Annotated in this window: 13 protein-coding genes; 10 read left to right on the forward strand and 3 right to left on the reverse strand. The window is 73.1% G+C overall.

Going from position 1 to position 15,521, the window contains the following annotated elements:
- Positions 1–32: 32 nt before the first annotated feature.
- Positions 33–764 carry a glutaminyl-peptide cyclotransferase gene (locus tag ACFQ3T_RS04650; protein ID WP_380720173.1) on the reverse strand — a complete coding sequence of 244 codons (732 nt, stop codon included), beginning with the start codon at positions 762–764 and terminating at the stop codon, positions 33–35.
- Between the two features lie 72 nt (positions 765–836).
- Here ACFQ3T_RS04650 and ACFQ3T_RS04655 point away from each other — a divergent pair, with 72 nt between their 5' ends.
- Positions 837–1,628 carry a DUF3027 domain-containing protein gene (locus ACFQ3T_RS04655; RefSeq protein ID WP_380720117.1) on the forward strand — a complete coding sequence of 264 codons (792 nt, stop codon included), beginning with the start codon at positions 837–839 and terminating at the stop codon, positions 1,626–1,628.
- On the forward strand, positions 1,625–4,489 hold the full coding sequence (locus tag ACFQ3T_RS04660; RefSeq protein ID WP_380720119.1) for a sacsin N-terminal ATP-binding-like domain-containing protein: 2,865 nt from the start codon (positions 1,625–1,627) through the stop codon (positions 4,487–4,489). The genes ACFQ3T_RS04655 and ACFQ3T_RS04660 overlap by 4 nt, the downstream gene beginning before the upstream one ends.
- 397 nt (positions 4,490–4,886) lie before the next feature.
- Here ACFQ3T_RS04660 and ACFQ3T_RS04665 read toward each other — a convergent pair whose 3' ends face one another.
- Positions 4,887–5,150 (reverse strand): DUF2530 domain-containing protein, encoded by a 264-nt coding sequence (locus tag ACFQ3T_RS04665; protein ID WP_380720121.1) that lies wholly within the window; start codon positions 5,148–5,150, stop codon positions 4,887–4,889.
- Between the two features lie 161 nt (positions 5,151–5,311).
- Between ACFQ3T_RS04665 and ACFQ3T_RS04670 the strand changes: the two genes are divergently transcribed.
- From ACFQ3T_RS04670 to ACFQ3T_RS04695, 6 genes are all read left to right on the forward strand, one after another.
- A complete protein-coding gene (locus ACFQ3T_RS04670; RefSeq protein ID WP_380720123.1) occupies positions 5,312–6,805 on the forward strand; it encodes an NCS2 family permease in 1,494 nt (497 codons plus the stop codon).
- A gap of 17 nt (positions 6,806–6,822) precedes the next feature.
- Positions 6,823–7,287: a MarR family winged helix-turn-helix transcriptional regulator gene (locus ACFQ3T_RS04675; protein ID WP_380720125.1), complete on the forward strand. Its 465-nt coding sequence runs from the start codon at positions 6,823–6,825 to the stop codon at positions 7,285–7,287.
- Positions 7,288–7,378: 91 nt separating this feature from the next.
- Positions 7,379–8,626 carry an MFS transporter gene (locus tag ACFQ3T_RS04680; RefSeq protein ID WP_380720126.1) on the forward strand — a complete coding sequence of 416 codons (1,248 nt, stop codon included), beginning with the start codon at positions 7,379–7,381 and terminating at the stop codon, positions 8,624–8,626.
- Positions 8,627–8,636: 10 nt separating this feature from the next.
- Positions 8,637–9,401: an ABC transporter permease gene (locus tag ACFQ3T_RS04685; protein ID WP_380720128.1), complete on the forward strand. Its 765-nt coding sequence runs from the start codon at positions 8,637–8,639 to the stop codon at positions 9,399–9,401.
- Between the two features lie 253 nt (positions 9,402–9,654).
- A complete protein-coding gene (locus ACFQ3T_RS04690; protein WP_380720130.1) occupies positions 9,655–11,280 on the forward strand; it encodes an ABC-F family ATP-binding cassette domain-containing protein in 1,626 nt (541 codons plus the stop codon).
- 4 nt (positions 11,281–11,284) lie between these two features.
- Positions 11,285–11,695, forward strand: coding sequence for a hypothetical protein (locus tag ACFQ3T_RS04695; RefSeq protein ID WP_380720133.1), 411 nt, complete (start codon positions 11,285–11,287; stop codon positions 11,693–11,695).
- Positions 11,696–12,322: 627 nt separating this feature from the next.
- On the opposite strand, the gene ACFQ3T_RS04700 is transcribed toward ACFQ3T_RS04695, so the two are convergent.
- Entirely contained in the window at positions 12,323–13,822 is a 1,500-nt protein-coding gene (locus ACFQ3T_RS04700) for a glutamate-cysteine ligase family protein (protein WP_380720135.1), read from the reverse strand.
- Positions 13,823–14,030: 208 nt separating this feature from the next.
- On the opposite strand from ACFQ3T_RS04700, the gene ACFQ3T_RS04705 reads away from it, so the two are divergent.
- Complete coding sequence (locus tag ACFQ3T_RS04705; protein ID WP_380720138.1) at positions 14,031–14,807, forward strand: TrmH family RNA methyltransferase; 777 nt, start codon at positions 14,031–14,033, stop codon at positions 14,805–14,807.
- 35 nt (positions 14,808–14,842) lie between these two features.
- Positions 14,843–15,502 (forward strand): DUF2537 domain-containing protein, encoded by a 660-nt coding sequence (locus ACFQ3T_RS04710; RefSeq protein WP_380720140.1) that lies wholly within the window; start codon positions 14,843–14,845, stop codon positions 15,500–15,502.
- The last annotated feature ends 19 nt before the right edge of the window (positions 15,503–15,521 follow it).

Consider the following 15,521-nt stretch of genomic DNA (forward strand, 5'->3'; position numbering starts at 1 on the left):
GGATTGCCGCCGGTGGACGCGTGGCGCCCGGCTCAGACGCCGAACCTCACCCGGAAGATCGTGGGCCAGTTCTTGCCCGTGACGAGGAACTCGTCGGTGCCCGGCACGGCGGCGATCCCGTTCAGCACGTCGCTGCGCGGCACGTCGGCCGGCCGCAGGACGCTCAGGTCGACGGCGGCCGTGACCCGGCCGTCGGACGGGTCGATGCGCACCACTTCGTCGGTCTGCCACACGTTCGCCCACACCTGGCCGCCGACGCACTCCAACTCGTTCAGGTGCTCCACGGGCCGCCCGTCCCGGCGGACCGCCACCGCGCCGGTCTCGGCGAACGTCCGCGGGTCGCGGAACACGAGCTCGTCGCTGCCGTCGCTCATCACGAGCCGGTCGCCGTCACGGCACAGACCCCAACCTTCACCCTCATAGGTGACGCGACGCACTTCCTCCAACGTGTCCCGGTCCCGCTCTATGGCCACGCCGTCCCGCCAGGTGAGCTGCCAGATGCGGTCGTCGACGACCGTGATGCCCTCGCCGAACAGCGGTTCCGGCAGGTCGACGCGCCGCTCCACCTCGCCCGTCTCGGGGTCCACGCGGCGCAGCGACGACTGTCCCTCCAGGCCGGTGCCCTCGTAGAGCACCCCGTCCACCAGCTCCAACCCCTGGGTGAAGGCGCCCCGGTCGTGCGGGACGGTGCCGAGCACCTCCACCCCGCCCGGACCGCCCGGCGGCGTCGAACACGCCGTCGACCAGACGAAGAGCACCGCCATCACGAGCCACCGCACGTCCGAAAGGGTGGCACGTGTGCACGGGACCGCGAAGACGTGCGGCACAATTCACCTGTGACCGCCACGCCGACCCAGCAGCCCAACCCAGCGCTCGCCGACCCCGAGGCAGTCCGGCTCGCCCGGGCCGCCGCACAAGAGGAGGCGGGCGAGGACCGCGTCGGCGACCACGTGGGAACGGTCGCCGAGGACGAGGTCTCGGTCACCCACCTGTTCGAGGCCGACCACGCCGGCTACCGCGGCTGGAACTGGGCCGTCACCGTCGCCTTCGCGGGCCCCGGCACGCCGCTGTCCGTCAGCGAGGTCGTGCTCCTGCCCGGCGACCACGCCCTGGTCGCGCCCGAGTGGGTGCCGTGGCACGAGCGCGTCCGCGCCGGCGACCTCGGCGTCGGCGACCTGCTGCCCACCCCGGAGGACGACCCGCGCCTCGCGCCCGGGTACGTCGGCTCGGACGACCCGGCGGTCGAGGAGGTCGCCCTGGAGGTGGGCCTCGGCCGCGTGCGGGTGCTGTCCCGCGAGGGCGTCCTCGACGCCGCCCAGCGCTGGCACTCCGGCGACTTCGGCCCGCGCAGCGAGATGGCCCGCAGCGCGCCCGCCACCTGCGGCACGTGCGGCTTCTACACCCGCGTCGCCGGATCGCTCGGCGCCGCCTTCGGGGTGTGCGCGAACGAGCTCACGCCCGCGGACGGCCACGTCGTGCACGTCGAGTACGGGTGCGGCGCGCACTCCGAGGTCGAGGTCGAGGGCGGGCCGCTGGTGCCGGTCGCCGAGGTCGTCTACGACGACGCGGTGCTGGACGTGGAGGCGAACCCGCGGGCTGAGGCGCCGGCCGACGAGAGCGGGAAGTGAGCGGGGGCCCGTTGGACCCGTCGGACCCGTTCGGCACCGCCGCGCTGCGCGAGTCGGTGCTGGCCGCGTGGCAGGGTTCGCCGACGCGGTTCCGCGAGGACGCCAACGCCGAAGAGGACCTCAGGCTCGGCGGCTACCGCGACCGGCTGCTGGTCGAGCTGGCGCAGAACGCGTCCGACGCCGCCGGTGACGCGCCCGGCGTGCTGCGACTGTCCCTCGTGGACGGTGAGCTGCGCGCGGCGAACACCGGCGCCCCCCTGGACGCCGCCGGCGTCGCCGCGCTCGCGTCCCTGCGCGCCTCGTCCAAGTCCTCCGACACGGTCGGCCAGTTCGGCGTCGGCTTCGCCGCCGTGCTCGCCGTCACCGACGAGCCGCGCGTCGTCTCCCGGTCCGGCGCGGTCGCCTTCTCCGCCGCCCGCACCCGCGAGGCCGTGCCGTCGCTCGCGTCCGCCCGCGGCGGCGACGTGCCGGTGCTGCGGCTCGTGTGGCCGTCCGACGAGACCGACGTCCCCGACGGGTTCGACACCGAGGTCCGGCTGCCGCTGAAGGTCGACCCCGAAGGCCTGCTCGCCGACTTCGCCTCCCAGGCCCCCGACCTGCTGCTCGCCCTCCCCGGGCTGCGGCGCGTCGAGGTCGGGCCGGACGCGTGGGAGCGGTCCGAGTCCGACGGCGTGGTCGTGCTCACCGGCCCGTCCGGCGCCCAGCGGTGGCTCGTGCACCGCGTCGAGGGCGAACTGCCGGCCGAGCTCGTCGCGGGCGTCGAGTCCCGACCCCGGTGGCACGTCTGCTGGGCGTGGCCGATGGACGAGCCGCAAGCCGGCGACGTCCTGCACGCCCCCACCCCGACCGACGAGAAGCTGTCCCTGCCCGCGCGGCTCATCGCCACCCTGCCCGTCGAGCCGTCCCGGCGGCGCGTCCTGGCCGGCGCGGCCGCCACGTTCGTGCTGGAGCAGGCCGCCCTCGCGTACCCGGCGCTGGTCGCCGCCCTGCCCGCCGTCGAGCGCACGTCGCTCGTGCCGCTGCCCGGCTTCCCCCTGTCCGAAGTGGACGACCGCCTCCGCACCGGGGTGCTGGAGGCGCTGCGCACCGCGCCCTGGCTGCCGCTCGCGGACGGCGAGTGGGCCGCGCCGTCGTCGGCGAAGGTGCTCGACCTGGCGTCGTTCGAGCTGGTCGAGCTGCTGGAGGACGTCGTGCCCGGCCTCCTCGACTACGAGCTGACGCTCCCGCCGCACGCCAAGGCGCTCGCGGCCCTCGAAGTGCCCCGGCTCGGCGTGGCCGACGTCGTCGACGCGCTGGCCGGCGTCGGCGGCGACCCGGCGTGGTGGCACCAGGTGTACTCGGCGCTGACCCCCGTCGCCGACGTCGACTCCACCGCCCGCGAGGCGATGGCCGCGCTGCCCGTGCCGCTGGTCGACGGCCGGTTGGTGAGCAGCCCGCGCGGCGTCCTCCTGGGCACCGACTCCGAGCTGTTCGACTCCGAGCTGTCGTCGGTGTCCGGCCTGCGCGTCGTCCACCCCGACGCGGCGCACCCCCTGTTGCTGCGCCTCGGCGCGACCGAGGCGGGCCCCGGCGAGCTGCTCGACTCCGACGCCGTGCGCGAAGCCGTGCACCGCAGCCTCGACGACCCGGCGCTGGACGGCCCCGACCTCGTGCGGACCGTGCTGCGGCTCGTGTCCCGCGCCGGCGGGCGGCCGTGGCTCGCCGAGCTGGCGCTGCCCTCGACCGACGGCGAGTGGCGGCGCGCCGACGAACTCGTGCTGCCCGACTCGGCGCTGCTCACCGTGCTGGAGGCCGACGCCCCGTTCGGCGTGCTCGACGCGTCCGTGGCGCAGGAGTGGCCGCGGTCCGTGCTGACCGACGTCGGCGTGATCGACGGGTTCACCGTGGTCGAGGACGACTCGCCCACCGAACCCGACCACGACCTCGCCGACGAGGGCTACTGGTGGGACGCGTTCGACGTGCCGCCGACCCGGGTCCTCGGCATCCGCGACCTCGACCTCGTCGCGCCCGACAAGTGGCCCCAGGCGCTCGCCATGATGGCCGCCGACCCCGTCGTGTGGCGTGCCGTGGCGGAGCCGGACGGGTACACGGGCTGGTGGCTGGCCCGGTACGCGACCATCGACGGCGTGCCGCTCGGCTCGTGGCGGCTGCCCGACGCGGAAGGCCTCGAAGGCCTCTACGACGTCGTGCCGCCAGTCGGCCTCCCGCCGCACGTGCTGGCCGCCGCCGGCGTGCGCACGTCGCTGGCCGTGGTGGACGAGGACGACGTCAAGGACTTGCTGGGACGGCTCGGCGACCCGGCGCGGGAGCTGTCCGACGCCCTGGTGCTGCGCGTGCACGCGTTGCTGGCGGAGGTGGCGGACTCGGTGAGCGTCGAGCCGCCGGACCGGGTGCGGGTGCTGACGGGGGCCGCCGAGCCCGCCGACGACGTGCTCGTGCTGGACCTGCCGTGGCTGCTCGGCGTGCTGCCGCCGGCGCAGGTGCTGGCGTCGTCCGGTTCGGCGTCGGAGCTGGCGGAACTCCTCGCCCTGCCGCTGGCGTCGGAGGAGGTGTCCGGTGCGGTCGTCGGTGACGGCGACGAGGTGGTGTGGTCGGAGCTGGGCGCCGTGCGGCTGGCGTGCGACCTGCTCGGGGTGGACCTGCCGGACGGTTCGCTGATCGTCCACGACGACCTGGTGGTGGCGGCCGAGGGAGCCGAGCACCCGGTGTCGTGGTGGGTGGACGAGGCGGCCGTGGTGCACGCCGCCGACACGCCCGAAGGGCTGGCGCGTGCGCTGGCGTGGACCACCGGTCGCTGGGATGATCGGCACACGTTCGCCGCCCTGATCGCCGACCCGACCCCCGCGGTGCTCCTGGGCTGACCCGGCTGACCTCGGGCGTCAAGATCACTCAAACGCATTAATGCGTCGGCGCCGGGTATGAATGGAAGCGCCGATTGCGTTGCCGGAAAAATGGAGGCGCGGCGCCACCGGCCCCGTCCAGGCTCACGGCTCGGTCACGTGCCCAAAGTCCGCCACGGCCCTGCCACCGCTCCACGACGCCACGCCGCCCGACGCCACGCCGCCCGACGCCACGCCGCCCGACGCCACGCCCGCACCGCCGACGCCACGCCCGCACCGTCCACGACGACCTGACCGCGACCCGCCCGCACCGCCGAAGCGCCCCGCCCAGGCGCCACCCGCTCGCCCGCGGTGCCCGCTTGCCTGGCTGCCGCCTGCGGTCGTCGAGTTGGGAATGCCGGACGGCCCGGCCGACCGCTCAGTCCAAGCCCTGCTGGGCGGTGCGGCTGCCGCGCCGGGCGGCTCGACGTTGCCACGTGAAGATGCCGTAGCCGATGATCCCCAGCACGCCGCCGGACAGGCACGTCCACACCAGGATCGTGTCGTCCCGGCGGAACAGCAGCACGCCTGCCAACGCCAGCACCCACAGGCCCGTCCCCACCGCGATCGCGGGCACGGGGTCGGCCAGCTTCGGGGGTAGCGGCGGCGGGGGTGGGAGGGGTGTTGCGTCCTGTTCGGCCACGTCGGGCAGGCTACCTGCCCGAAACACGGGTGGGGCACGCTCTGCCTGCTCGGCCCAGCACCACCCGGCCTGCTCGGCCCGGCTCCACCCGCCCGACCCCGGCCGGGCAACCACCCGCACCACCGCTGTACCTGCCCGACCGCCCTGACCGAGGAGATGAGATGGCCACCGCCGACACCCCCGCCGCCGAGACACCCGCCGCCGGGCCGGCCCGCTCCAAGCTGGACGCCTTCTTCAAGATCTCCGCCCGCGGCTCGTCCGTCGGACGCGAGGTGCGCGGTGGGCTGGTCACGTTCGTGACGATGGCCTACATCGTCGTGCTCAACCCGCTGATCCTGGGCAGCTTCGCCGCCGACGACCCGTCCGCCAAGGTCGACGTCCTCGGCAACATCCTCACCATCCCGCAGGTCGCGGCGGTCACGGCGTTGGTCGCGGGCGTCATGACGATCCTCTTCGGACTGGTCGCCAACTACCCGTTCGCGCTGGCCACGGGCCTGGGCATCAACTCGTTCGTCGCCGTCACGATCGTCCCGCAGATGTCGTGGCCCGAGGCGATGGGCCTGGTCGTCGTCAACGGCCTCGTGGTGCTGCTGCTGGTCGTCACGGGCGTCCGCACGGCCGTCTTCAACGCGGTGCCGGCGGAGCTGAAGGCGGCCATCGCGGTCGGCATCGGGCTGTTCATCTGCTTCATCGGCCTGGTCGACGCGGGCTTCGTGCGGCGGCTGCCGGACGCGGCGGGCACGACCGTCCCGGTCGGACTGGGCATCAACGGGTCGATCGCGTCGTGGCCGACGCTGGTGTTCGTGGTGGGCCTGGTCCTCACCGGCATCCTCGTCGCCCGCAAGGTCAAGGGCGCGATCCTGATCGGCGTGCTGGCGGCGACCGCGCTGTCCATCGTGATCGAGGCCATCGTCGAGGCCGGCCCGTCCAAGGGCGTCAACCCGGCCGGCTGGAACCTCGGCTACCCCGCGCTGCCGGACCAGGTCTTCGGGCTGCCGGACCTGTCGCTCCTGGGTGACGTCTCGTTCGGCGCGTGGACCCGCGTGCCCGCGCTGACGGCCGCGCTGCTCGTGTTCACACTGGTCCTCACGGACTTCTTCGACACCGTCGGCACCATGACCGGCCTCGGCAAGGAGGCGGGCCTCATCGGCAAGGACGGCCGGCTGCCGGGCGTGTCGAAGGCGCTGTTCGTGGACGGCGTGGGCGCGGTCGCGGGCGGGGCGGCGTCCTCGTCGTCCAACACCGTCTACATCGAGTCGGCGTCGGGCATCGCGGAGGGCGCGCGGACGGGCCTGGCGAACGTCGTCACCGGCCTGCTGTTCCTCGCGGCCATGTTCCTCACCCCGCTGTACGCGGTGGTGCCGATCGAGGCGGCGGCGCCCGCGCTGGTCATCGTCGGCGCGCTGATGATCATCCAGATCAAGGAGATCGACTTCACCGACTTCTCCGTCGGCCTGCCCGCGTTCCTCACGATCGTCGTGATGCCGTTCACCTACTCCATCGCCAACGGCATCGGCGCGGGCTTCGTCAGCTACGTCGTGCTGCGCGCGCTCACCGGGCGGGCGCGCAGCGTGCACCCCCTGATGTGGATCGTGGCCGCGGCGTTCGTCGTCTACTTCGCGATCGGCCCCATCCAGGCCGTCCTCGCCGGCTGAGAGGGCAACTTCACATGATGGGCGTCGAGATCGTGAGGTATGCTAACTACGTGGCGGAGAGCGAGTCGGAAGTCGGATTGGCCAGTCGGTTGCGACTGGCCGTGGTCCGGCTGACCCGCCGGCTCCGCGCGCAGCGGGTGAACTCCGCGATCTCGCTCACCCAGGTGTCCGCGCTGTCCACGCTGCACAAGTGCGGACCGCTCACGCCGGGCGAGCTGGCCGCCAAGGAAGGCGTCCAGCCACCGTCGATGACCAGGGTGATAGCGGCACTGGAGGAGTACGGCTTCGCCACGCGCCGCCCCCACCCCACCGACGGCCGCCAGGCCATCGTGGAGCTGAGCGAGGCGGGGTTCGCCTACATCAACGAAGAGGTGTCCGCCCGCGAAGCCTGGCTGGACAAGCGGCTGGCCGAGCTGACACCGGAGGAACGGGGCGTGCTGTCGCGCGCCGCCGAGATCATCGACAGGATGGCGGGGCAGTAACGACGTGCCGGCGTACGCGGGTGGGGCAGAGACGGATCAGGTCGATCGCGACACAGCCGCACCCGCGCCGCCGCCGCCGAAGCGCTCCCGCATGTTCGGCTCCCTCCGCGTCCGCAACTACCGCCTCTACGCGTCCGGCCAGGTCGTCTCGCTCATCGGGCTGTGGATGCAGCGCGTCGCCCAGGACTGGCTGGTGCTGGAGCTGTCCGACGGCTCGGCCGTCGCCCTCGGCATCGCCGCCGCCCTCCAGTTCGCGCCGACGCTGTTCCTGTCCCTCTGGGCCGGCGTCCTCGCCGACCGGATGGACAAGCGCAAGCTCCTGCTGGTCCTGGAGAGCGCGTTCGCGCTGTGCGCGCTGGCCCTCGGCCTGATCGACGTCACCGGCGTCGCGCAGCTGTGGCACGTCTACGCGCTGTGCCTGGTGATGGGCGCGGTCAGCGCCGTGGAGACCCCCGTCCGGCAGAGCTTCGTCGTCGAGATGGTCGGCCGCGACCAGCTCGCCAACGCCGTCGCGCTTAACTCCATGACGTTCAACCTGGCCCGGATGGTCGGCCCCGCCGTCGCCGGCGTGCTGATCATCGTCATGGGCACCGGCTGGGTGTCCGTCATCAACGCCGTCACGTTCGCCGGCGTCCTGCTCGGCCTGCTGCTGATGAACCCCGCCAAGCTGCACCGGGCCGAACCCGTGCCGCGCGAGAAGGGCCAGCTGCGCGAGGGCCTGAGGTACGTGCGGCAGCGCCCCGACCTCGTGATCCTGCTCGTCCTGGTGTTCTTCATCAGCACGTTCGGGCTGAACTTCTTCGTCACCCTCGCCGTGCTGGCCCGCAACACGTTCGGCGGCGACGCCGACGCGTACGGCCTGCTGTCCACGATGCTCGCCATCGGCACGTTCGCCGGCGCCACCCTCGCCGCCCGCCGCAGCACGCGCGGCAAGCCGCGGCTCCGGCTGCTGATCATCGGCGCGCTGGCGTTCGGCGTGCTGGAGGTCGCGGCCGGCCTGATGCCCACGATGTGGCTGACGGGGGCGATGCTGATCCCGGTCGGCATCGGCATGATGACGTTCACGACCACCGCGAACGCGACCGTGCAGCTGGCCGTCGCGCCCGAGATGCGCGGCCGCGTCATGGGCCTCTACATGCTGGTCTTCCTCGGCGGCACGCCGGTCGGCGGCCCCGTCATGGGCTGGCTCGCCGAGCACTTCACCGCCCGCGCGCCCATCGTCTTCGGCGGGCTCGTGTCGATCGTGGCGGCCGTCGTCGGCGGGATCGTGCTGGCCCGGCGAGGAGGCGTCACCCTGCCGACCCACCGCCTCGGGCTGCGCCGCCGCGCCCGCGTCTGACAATGGCCCGGTGGTCATCGCAACGGACTGGGTCCGGCTGCTCGTCGTCTGCCTGATCTTCACGCTCGCCGCCGGCGCGGTGGTGTGGTGGGCCGGTCTGGCGTCGCCGAGACCCGTGGCGCGCGCGGCCGTGCGGGCGACGGCGCAGCTGGCCGCCGTGTCGGCGGTCATCGCGGTGGTGCTGGCGTCGCTGCCGCTGACGGCGGCGTTCCTCGTGCTGATGGCCGCCGTGGCGACGGGTACGTCCGCCGCGCGCACGAAGACTGGCCGCCGTGGCGTGTGGGTCGCCGCCGCGATCCTCACCGGGACGGTGCCCGCGGTCGCGGTGCTGGTGGTCACCGGTCTCGTGCCGTTGCGGGGGATCGCTCTGGTGCCCGTGGGCGGCATCCTGATCGGCGGCGCGATGACCGCCACCACGCTGTCCGTCCGCCGTGCGCTCGACACCCTGCGGGACCGGCACGGCGAGTACGAGGCCGCGCTGGCGCTGGGATTCACCGAGCCCGTGGCGGTGCGGGAGCTGATCCGCCGACCCGCCGCCGAGGCGCTGATCCCGGCGCTCGACCAGACCCGGACCGTCGGCCTGGTGACGTTGCCGGGGGCGTTCGTCGGGATGCTGCTCGGCGGCGCGCCGGTGTGGCAGGCGGGGGCGTTGCAGCTCGTCGTGCTGCTGGGCCTGCTGGCGGTGGAGGCGGTGGCGATCGCGGTGGTCGTGGAGCTGGTCGCGCGCGGTCTGGTGAGACGGACTGGTGCCGCAGGAGAAGTTAGGCTAACCTAAGTGGCGTCGCTTCGTGGTGGGAGCGGCAGTCAGTTCGGGAACAGACGAGGCCCCGCCTCCCGGTCGTACCGCCGGGTCGGTGGGGCCTCGTCGTGCCGGTCGCCGCCTCGCCGGATCGGTTCGCCGCCCACTCCCCGGCGCGAAGTCGCCTCTCCGCCGGCGTGAAGTCGCCCACGTGCCCACGTGCCCGCGCGCCCACGCGCACGGGCAAAACTGAGGTGCCTTCGCCGGACGTTCCTGCCACGATCGGACCGTGTTGACAGCCAGGAACGTGACGCTGTCGTTCGGTCCCCGGCTCGTGCTCTCGGAGGTTGATCTCGATGTTCCCGCAGGTGAACGCCTAGGTCTGGTGGCGCCGAACGGCGTCGGCAAGTCGACGTTGCTGCGCGTGCTCTCCGGCGAGCTGACCCCCGACTCCGGCACCGTCACCGCCCGCGGCACGGTCGCGCACCTCACCCAGGAAACCGGGCTGCGGCCCGGCGAATCCCTGCGCGACCACCTGGCCCGCCGCACCGGCGTCGCCGACGCCGTCCGCGAGTTCGAAGCCGCCACGGTCGCCCTCACCGAAGGCGCGCCCGGCGCCGAGGACGCCTACGCGCGGGCGTTCGACGTGTGGACCGCGTCCGGCGCGGCCGACTTCGCCGAACGCGCCGACGAGGTCTGCGACCGCCTCGGCCTGCCCGCCACCCTCCTCGACCACCGCGGCGCCGACCACCGCGGCACCGTCCAGCTGTCCGGCGGCCAAGCGGCCCGACTGCGCCTCGCCGCCGTGCTGCTCACTACCGCCGACGTGCTGCTGCTCGACGAACCGACCAACGACCTCGACCTCGCAGGACTGGAGGTGCTGGAGTCCCACGTCCTGCGCAGCCGCGCCGGCATGGTCCTCGTCAGCCACGACCGCGAGTTCCTCGCCCGCACCACCACCGCGATCGCCGAACTGGACGAGTTCACCCACGGCGTCACCGTGTTCGGCGGCGGGTGGGACGCGTACGTGCAGGAGCAGGCCAACGCCCGGCGGCGGGCGCGGGAGGAGTACGAGGCGTACGCGGCGCGCCGGGACGCGTTGACGCACCGTGCCCGGCAGGCCCGCGAGTGGTCCCGCGCCGGCGTGCGGCGCAACGCGAAGTCCGACGAGAGCGACAAGTTCATCAAGTTCTTCGGCAAGCAGGGCGCGGAGAACCTCGGCGCCAAGGCGTCCACCGTGGAGCGTGCGCTGGAGCGGTTGGAGGAGGTGGAGGAGCCCCGTGAACCGTGGGAGCTGAGGCTCACCCTGCCGACCGCGGGGCGCGGCAGCCAGGTCGCGTTCACGCTGCGCGGCGCCGTCGTCAGCCGCGGTGACGTCACCCTCGGCCCGATCGACCTCACCGTCGGCGCGGGGGAGCGGTGGCGCATCACCGGCCCCAACGGGTCCGGCAAGTCCACGCTGCTCGAAGCGCTGCTGGGCAGGCTCCCCCTCGACGCGGGGGAACGCAGCGAGGGGCCAGCCGTCGTCATCGGCGAGGTCGACCAGGTGCGCGCGGACTTCGCCACCGACGCGCCCGTGCTCGACGTCGTCACCCACCTCACCGGCCTCGCGGCGGTCGAGGCGCGGACGTTGCTGGCGAAGTTCCGGGTCGGCGCGGACGCCGTGCTGCGGCCCGCGCGGTCGTTGTCGCCGGGGGAGCGGACCAGGGCCGGGTTGGCCGTGCTGCAGGCGCGCGGCACCACGTGCCTGGTGCTCGACGAGCCGACCAACCACCTCGACGTGGCCGCGATCGAACAGCTCGAACAGGCGTTGGAGGGCTACGGGGGGACGCTGCTGCTCGTCACCCACGATCGGAGGTTGGCTTCGGCGGTGGGGGTTGACCACACCTTGGACGTGCGGAGCCTGGCAAGATAGGCGCATGGGCACCGAGGAGGACTGGCCGGTTGAGCAGACGTGGTCACTGCGCAACACGCATTGGCACGCTTATGTGGAGCACACGTCCCTCGACCACGCGTCCCCGCGGCAGGAGCGCCTGGAGCGCACGCCGGAAGAGGTCTTGACCACTCCGGCGGAGGTCGCGGCGTGGCTGGAGGTCAACCTGCGCAGCGCGACGAAGCCGGAGGAGGCGGGCAAGAAGCGGACGAAGGACGACCGCGACTTCTCCGACTCGAACCGCGTGCACACCTCCTTGGCGTCCGCGGGGGAGAGCATCTACACCGGCGTTAAGGGCATGCTGACCCTCGCGGTGGAGGCGGTGACGCCCGACGAGTGCCGCAGCTCCCACGACGGCGCCGACGTCGCACCGCTGAAGGCCGGCCGTCGCCGCTGACGCGGGTGTGTGAGCGGTGGCTGGACTGGTGGGCGGTTGGGCGAACGGGAAGATCACCCGAACGCGTTAACCGTCCGGCGGCGGGTATGAATGGAAACGTCGAAAACGTTGCCGGAAAAATGAAGGCGCGCCGCCCCGGCCCCCACCGTGCTCGTGACCGGACCTGCGCTCGGACCGACAGGCAGCGCTCCGACCGACAGGCAGCGCTCCGACCGACAGGCAGCGCTCGGGCCGACCGTCAGGACGCCGCCGCCCGAGCCGAGCAGGACGACCCGAAGCCTCTCGACCCTGGAACCGCCCGACCCCGGAGCCGTCCGCACCGGGAGCCGGGCACACCCGGAGCTGGACGACCCGGAGCGGAGCAGAGCCGATCGGGGCCGCCCGCGTCCGCGCGCTGGCCACCGTCGCGCCCCGCGCTGGCCACCGTCGCGCCCGACGGCCGCCAGCCCCGCACCTACTGGCCCGCGCTAGCCATCCCAAGCCAGCCAGTCAGCGCTAGCCGGCCCAAGCCGGCCAGTCAGGGCTAGCTTGGGCAGCGCGCCCGACCTCGGTCCGATCGAGCGGAGCGCCCACCGCCGAGGCTGCGCTCCCGCCGGAGTGAGGGCGGGGACGGGAGCGGGGCGGGAGTTAGGGGCCTACGGGCCAGGTGTGGACGGGTTCACCGGCGTGTGACAGTTCGACGTACTGGGTCAGCATGGTGGTGAGGGCGGTGTCGCGGTCGGCTCCCCTGTCCTCCAGGAGGGTGACCGTGTCGCGTTGCCACTGCGAACCGGTGCGCCGCGCCAGGCACCGCGCCTCGATCACCCCGAGGTACCGCTCGCGCGCCTCGTCGGACACGCCGCACGCGCGCAGCCCCTCGTGCGCCAACGGCAGCAGCCGCCGCAGCACCAGCTCGTCGGGCGGCACCCAGCCGACCCCCGGCCAGTACAGCTGCGACCCCATCCCGTGCCGCGACCCGGCGTACAGGTTCTCCTCCGCCGCGTGGAACGACATCTGGCTCCACAAAGGACGTTCGAGGGTCGTGAGCGCCCGCTGCGCGCCGTAGAAGAACGCCGCGTTGGCCATGGTGTCCAGCACCGTCGGCCCGGCCGGCAGCACGCGGTTCTCGACGCGGAGGTGCGGGACGCCGTCCACCACGTCGTACACCGGCCGGTTCCAGCGCCACACCGTGCCGTTGTGCAACCGCAGCTCCGTCAACGACGGCGTGCCGCCCGCGCCGAGCACGTCCAGCGGGTCCTCGTCGCCCGTCTCCGGCAGCAACGCCGGGAAGTACCGCACGTTCTCCTCGAACAGGTCGAAGATCGACGTGATCCACCGCTCGCCGAACCACACCCTGGGCCGGACGCCCTGGTTCGTCAGCTCCTGCGTGCGCGTGTCGGTGGCCTGCAGGAACAGCGGGATGCGGGTTTCGTGCCACAGCGCCCGCCCGAGCAGGAACGGCGAGTTCGCCGCGATCGCCACCTGCACCCCGGCCAACGCCTGCGCCGCGTTCCAGTGCGCCGCGAAGTCGTCCGGCGCGACCTGCAGGTGCAGCTGCACGGACGTGCAGGCCGCCTCCGGCATGATGGACTCGGCGTAGCTGGACAGCTTCTCGCCCGCACGCCCCGGCAGCGGCGAGCCCTCCATCGACAGCACGACCTCCTCGCCGCGCGCCGCGAGGATCTGGTCGTTCAGCGTGGTGTACCGGGGCTGGGTGGAGAGCCACCGCCGGTCGAAGTGCTCCTGCCGCAACGTCGGCAGCACCCCGATCATGACGATGGACGTCCCGGCGTCGTGGGCCTTGTCGTCGGCCGACGCGAGCGTCGACACGAGTTCCCGTTCCAGGTCCAGCGTCTCGTCGCCGGCGAGTTCGCGCGGCGGGACGTTGACCTCCAGGTTGTGCTGGCCGAGTTCGAGCGTGAACGACGGGTCGTCGATCTTCTCCAGCACCTCGTTGTTGGCCATCGCCGGCCGACCGTCGGCGTTGACGAGGTTCAGCTCGATCTCCAGCCCCATCTGCTGCCGCGGGAAGGAGAAACTGTCCTCCACCAGCATGGTTCCCAGCGCGTCCATGCACCGCTGCATGCGCTCGCGATAGCGCTGGCGGTCCTCTCTGGTGAACGTCCGACTGGACACATCCGTACCCATGCCGCCTCCCAATCGGTAAGGGCTGCTCCGGCGGGCTTAGCGGAGGCCAACCGTGACACAGCAACCACCTGCCCGCCAGCGCCCAAATCGGTGCTCTCTGTCACATGGCGGTAACAATCAGCGAGAAGATGCTGGTTGTGGGGCATGTGCGCCCGTCCGGAAACTTGTGAGGAGAGTTCACTTTCCCTGAAGGTGGGACACTGCGGGCGTGATCGAGATCGACGACCCGGCGGACCCCAGGCTGGACGACTTCCGCGACCTGTCGACCGCGGACCGCCGACCGGACCGCCCCGGCGGCCGGGGGCTGGTGATCGCCGAGGGCGTGGTGGTCGTCGAACGCCTCCTGACGTCGCCGTACCCGGTCCGAGGGCTCCTCGGCGTGCGCCGCCGGATCGAGGCCCTGGGCGACCTCCCGGCGCCCGCCTACGTCACCTCGGCGGAGGTCATGGCCGAGGTGGTCGGCTTCCACCTCAACCGGGGCGTGCTGGCCGCCGCCGACCGCGCGCCGCAACCCGCCGCGGCCGACCTGATCGCGTCGTCACGGCGGCTCGCCGTGCTCGAAGGCGTCGGCGACCACGAGAACCTGGGTTCGCTGTTCCGCAACGCCGCCGCGCTCGGCATCGACGGGTTGCTGCTGGGCCCGGGGTGCAGCGACCCGCTGTACCGGCGCAGCGTCCGCGTCTCGATGGGGCACGTGCTGCGCGTGCCGTTCACCGTGCTGCCGAACCTCGCCGAAGGCTTCGACCTGCTGCGGGACAACGGTTTCACGGTCGCCGCGCTCACGCCCCGCGCCGACTCGAAGAACCTCGCGGACGCGGGGCTGCGCGGGCGCAAGGTCGCCGTGCTGCTCGGGTCGGAGGGGCCGGGCCTCACCGAGGAGGCCATCGCGGCGGCCGACGTGGCCGTGCGCATCCCCATGGCGGAGGGCGTCGACTCGCTGAACGTGGCCACCGCGGGCGCGATCGCCTTCTACGCGATCGCCTGAACCGCTACGTTCTCACCGAGCAGAGGAGGACGTAGGTGGAACTGCGGGTCCAGGACGGCCGGGCTGTGCTCGCGGGCCGCGACGACGCGGGTGAGCGGGAAGTCGACCCGCACACCCTCCCGCTCGGCGCCGGGCTCGCCGACGCGCTGCACGAGTGGGCGAAGGTGGCCGACGCGGTGCTGCGCACCGACACGCCCTCCGACGGCGCGGCGAGCGCCCTCGTGACCAGGCGCGGGCGCCAGTTGGCGGGCCGCGTGGCCGCCGACATGGGCACGCCCGTGCGCTACACCGACCCGGTGACCGGTGAACTGGTCACCGTGGACGTGCCGGAGCCCACTGCGGACGCGGACGACGGGCTCGGGAGCGTCGAGGTGCTCGACGAGCCGTCCGACGAGGGCGACGGGACCGAGGAGACGGGCGACACCGAACCGCCGGAGCCGACTCCGTGGGGCACCGGCCTGACGGTCAGCCTGATCACGGCGGCGGTGGTCACGTTCACCGTGTACACCCTGTCGGTGGGGCTCGGCGAGACCAGCCAGTGGCTCGCGCTGCTGGCGAACGTCCTGGTGGTCGGCGGCATCGCCCCGTCCGTGTGGTTGGCCCGCAACGTGCCCGTGTGGCGCTGGGTCGCCTACGGCGTGGTCGCGGGTGTCTTCGCCGCCTGGCTCTCCCTCCTCCTCACCACGCTCCTCTGACCGACGGCTTACGAACGCC

The sequence above is a fragment of the Saccharothrix hoggarensis genome (assembly GCF_042678885.1).
Taxonomy (GTDB): Bacteria; Actinomycetota; Actinomycetes; order Mycobacteriales; family Pseudonocardiaceae; genus Actinosynnema; species Actinosynnema hoggarensis.

Bases quoted from the DNA above. Each gene is read 5' to 3' on its own strand.
- ACFQ3T_RS04700 (WP_380720135.1), bottom strand. From the start codon at position 13,822: ATGGGTACGGATGTGTCCAGTCGGACGTTCACCAGAGAGGACCGCCAG.
- ACFQ3T_RS04650 (WP_380720173.1), bottom strand. From the start codon at position 764: ATGGCGGTGCTCTTCGTCTGGTCGACGGCGTGTTCGACGCCGCCGGGC.
- ACFQ3T_RS04680 (WP_380720126.1), top strand. From the start codon at position 7,379: ATGTTCGGCTCCCTCCGCGTCCGCAACTACCGCCTCTACGCGTCCGGC.
- ACFQ3T_RS04675 (WP_380720125.1), top strand. From the start codon at position 6,823: ATGGGCGTCGAGATCGTGAGGTATGCTAACTACGTGGCGGAGAGCGAG.
- ACFQ3T_RS04670 (WP_380720123.1), top strand. From the start codon at position 5,312: ATGGCCACCGCCGACACCCCCGCCGCCGAGACACCCGCCGCCGGGCCG.
- ACFQ3T_RS04695 (WP_380720133.1), top strand. From the start codon at position 11,285: ATGGGCACCGAGGAGGACTGGCCGGTTGAGCAGACGTGGTCACTGCGC.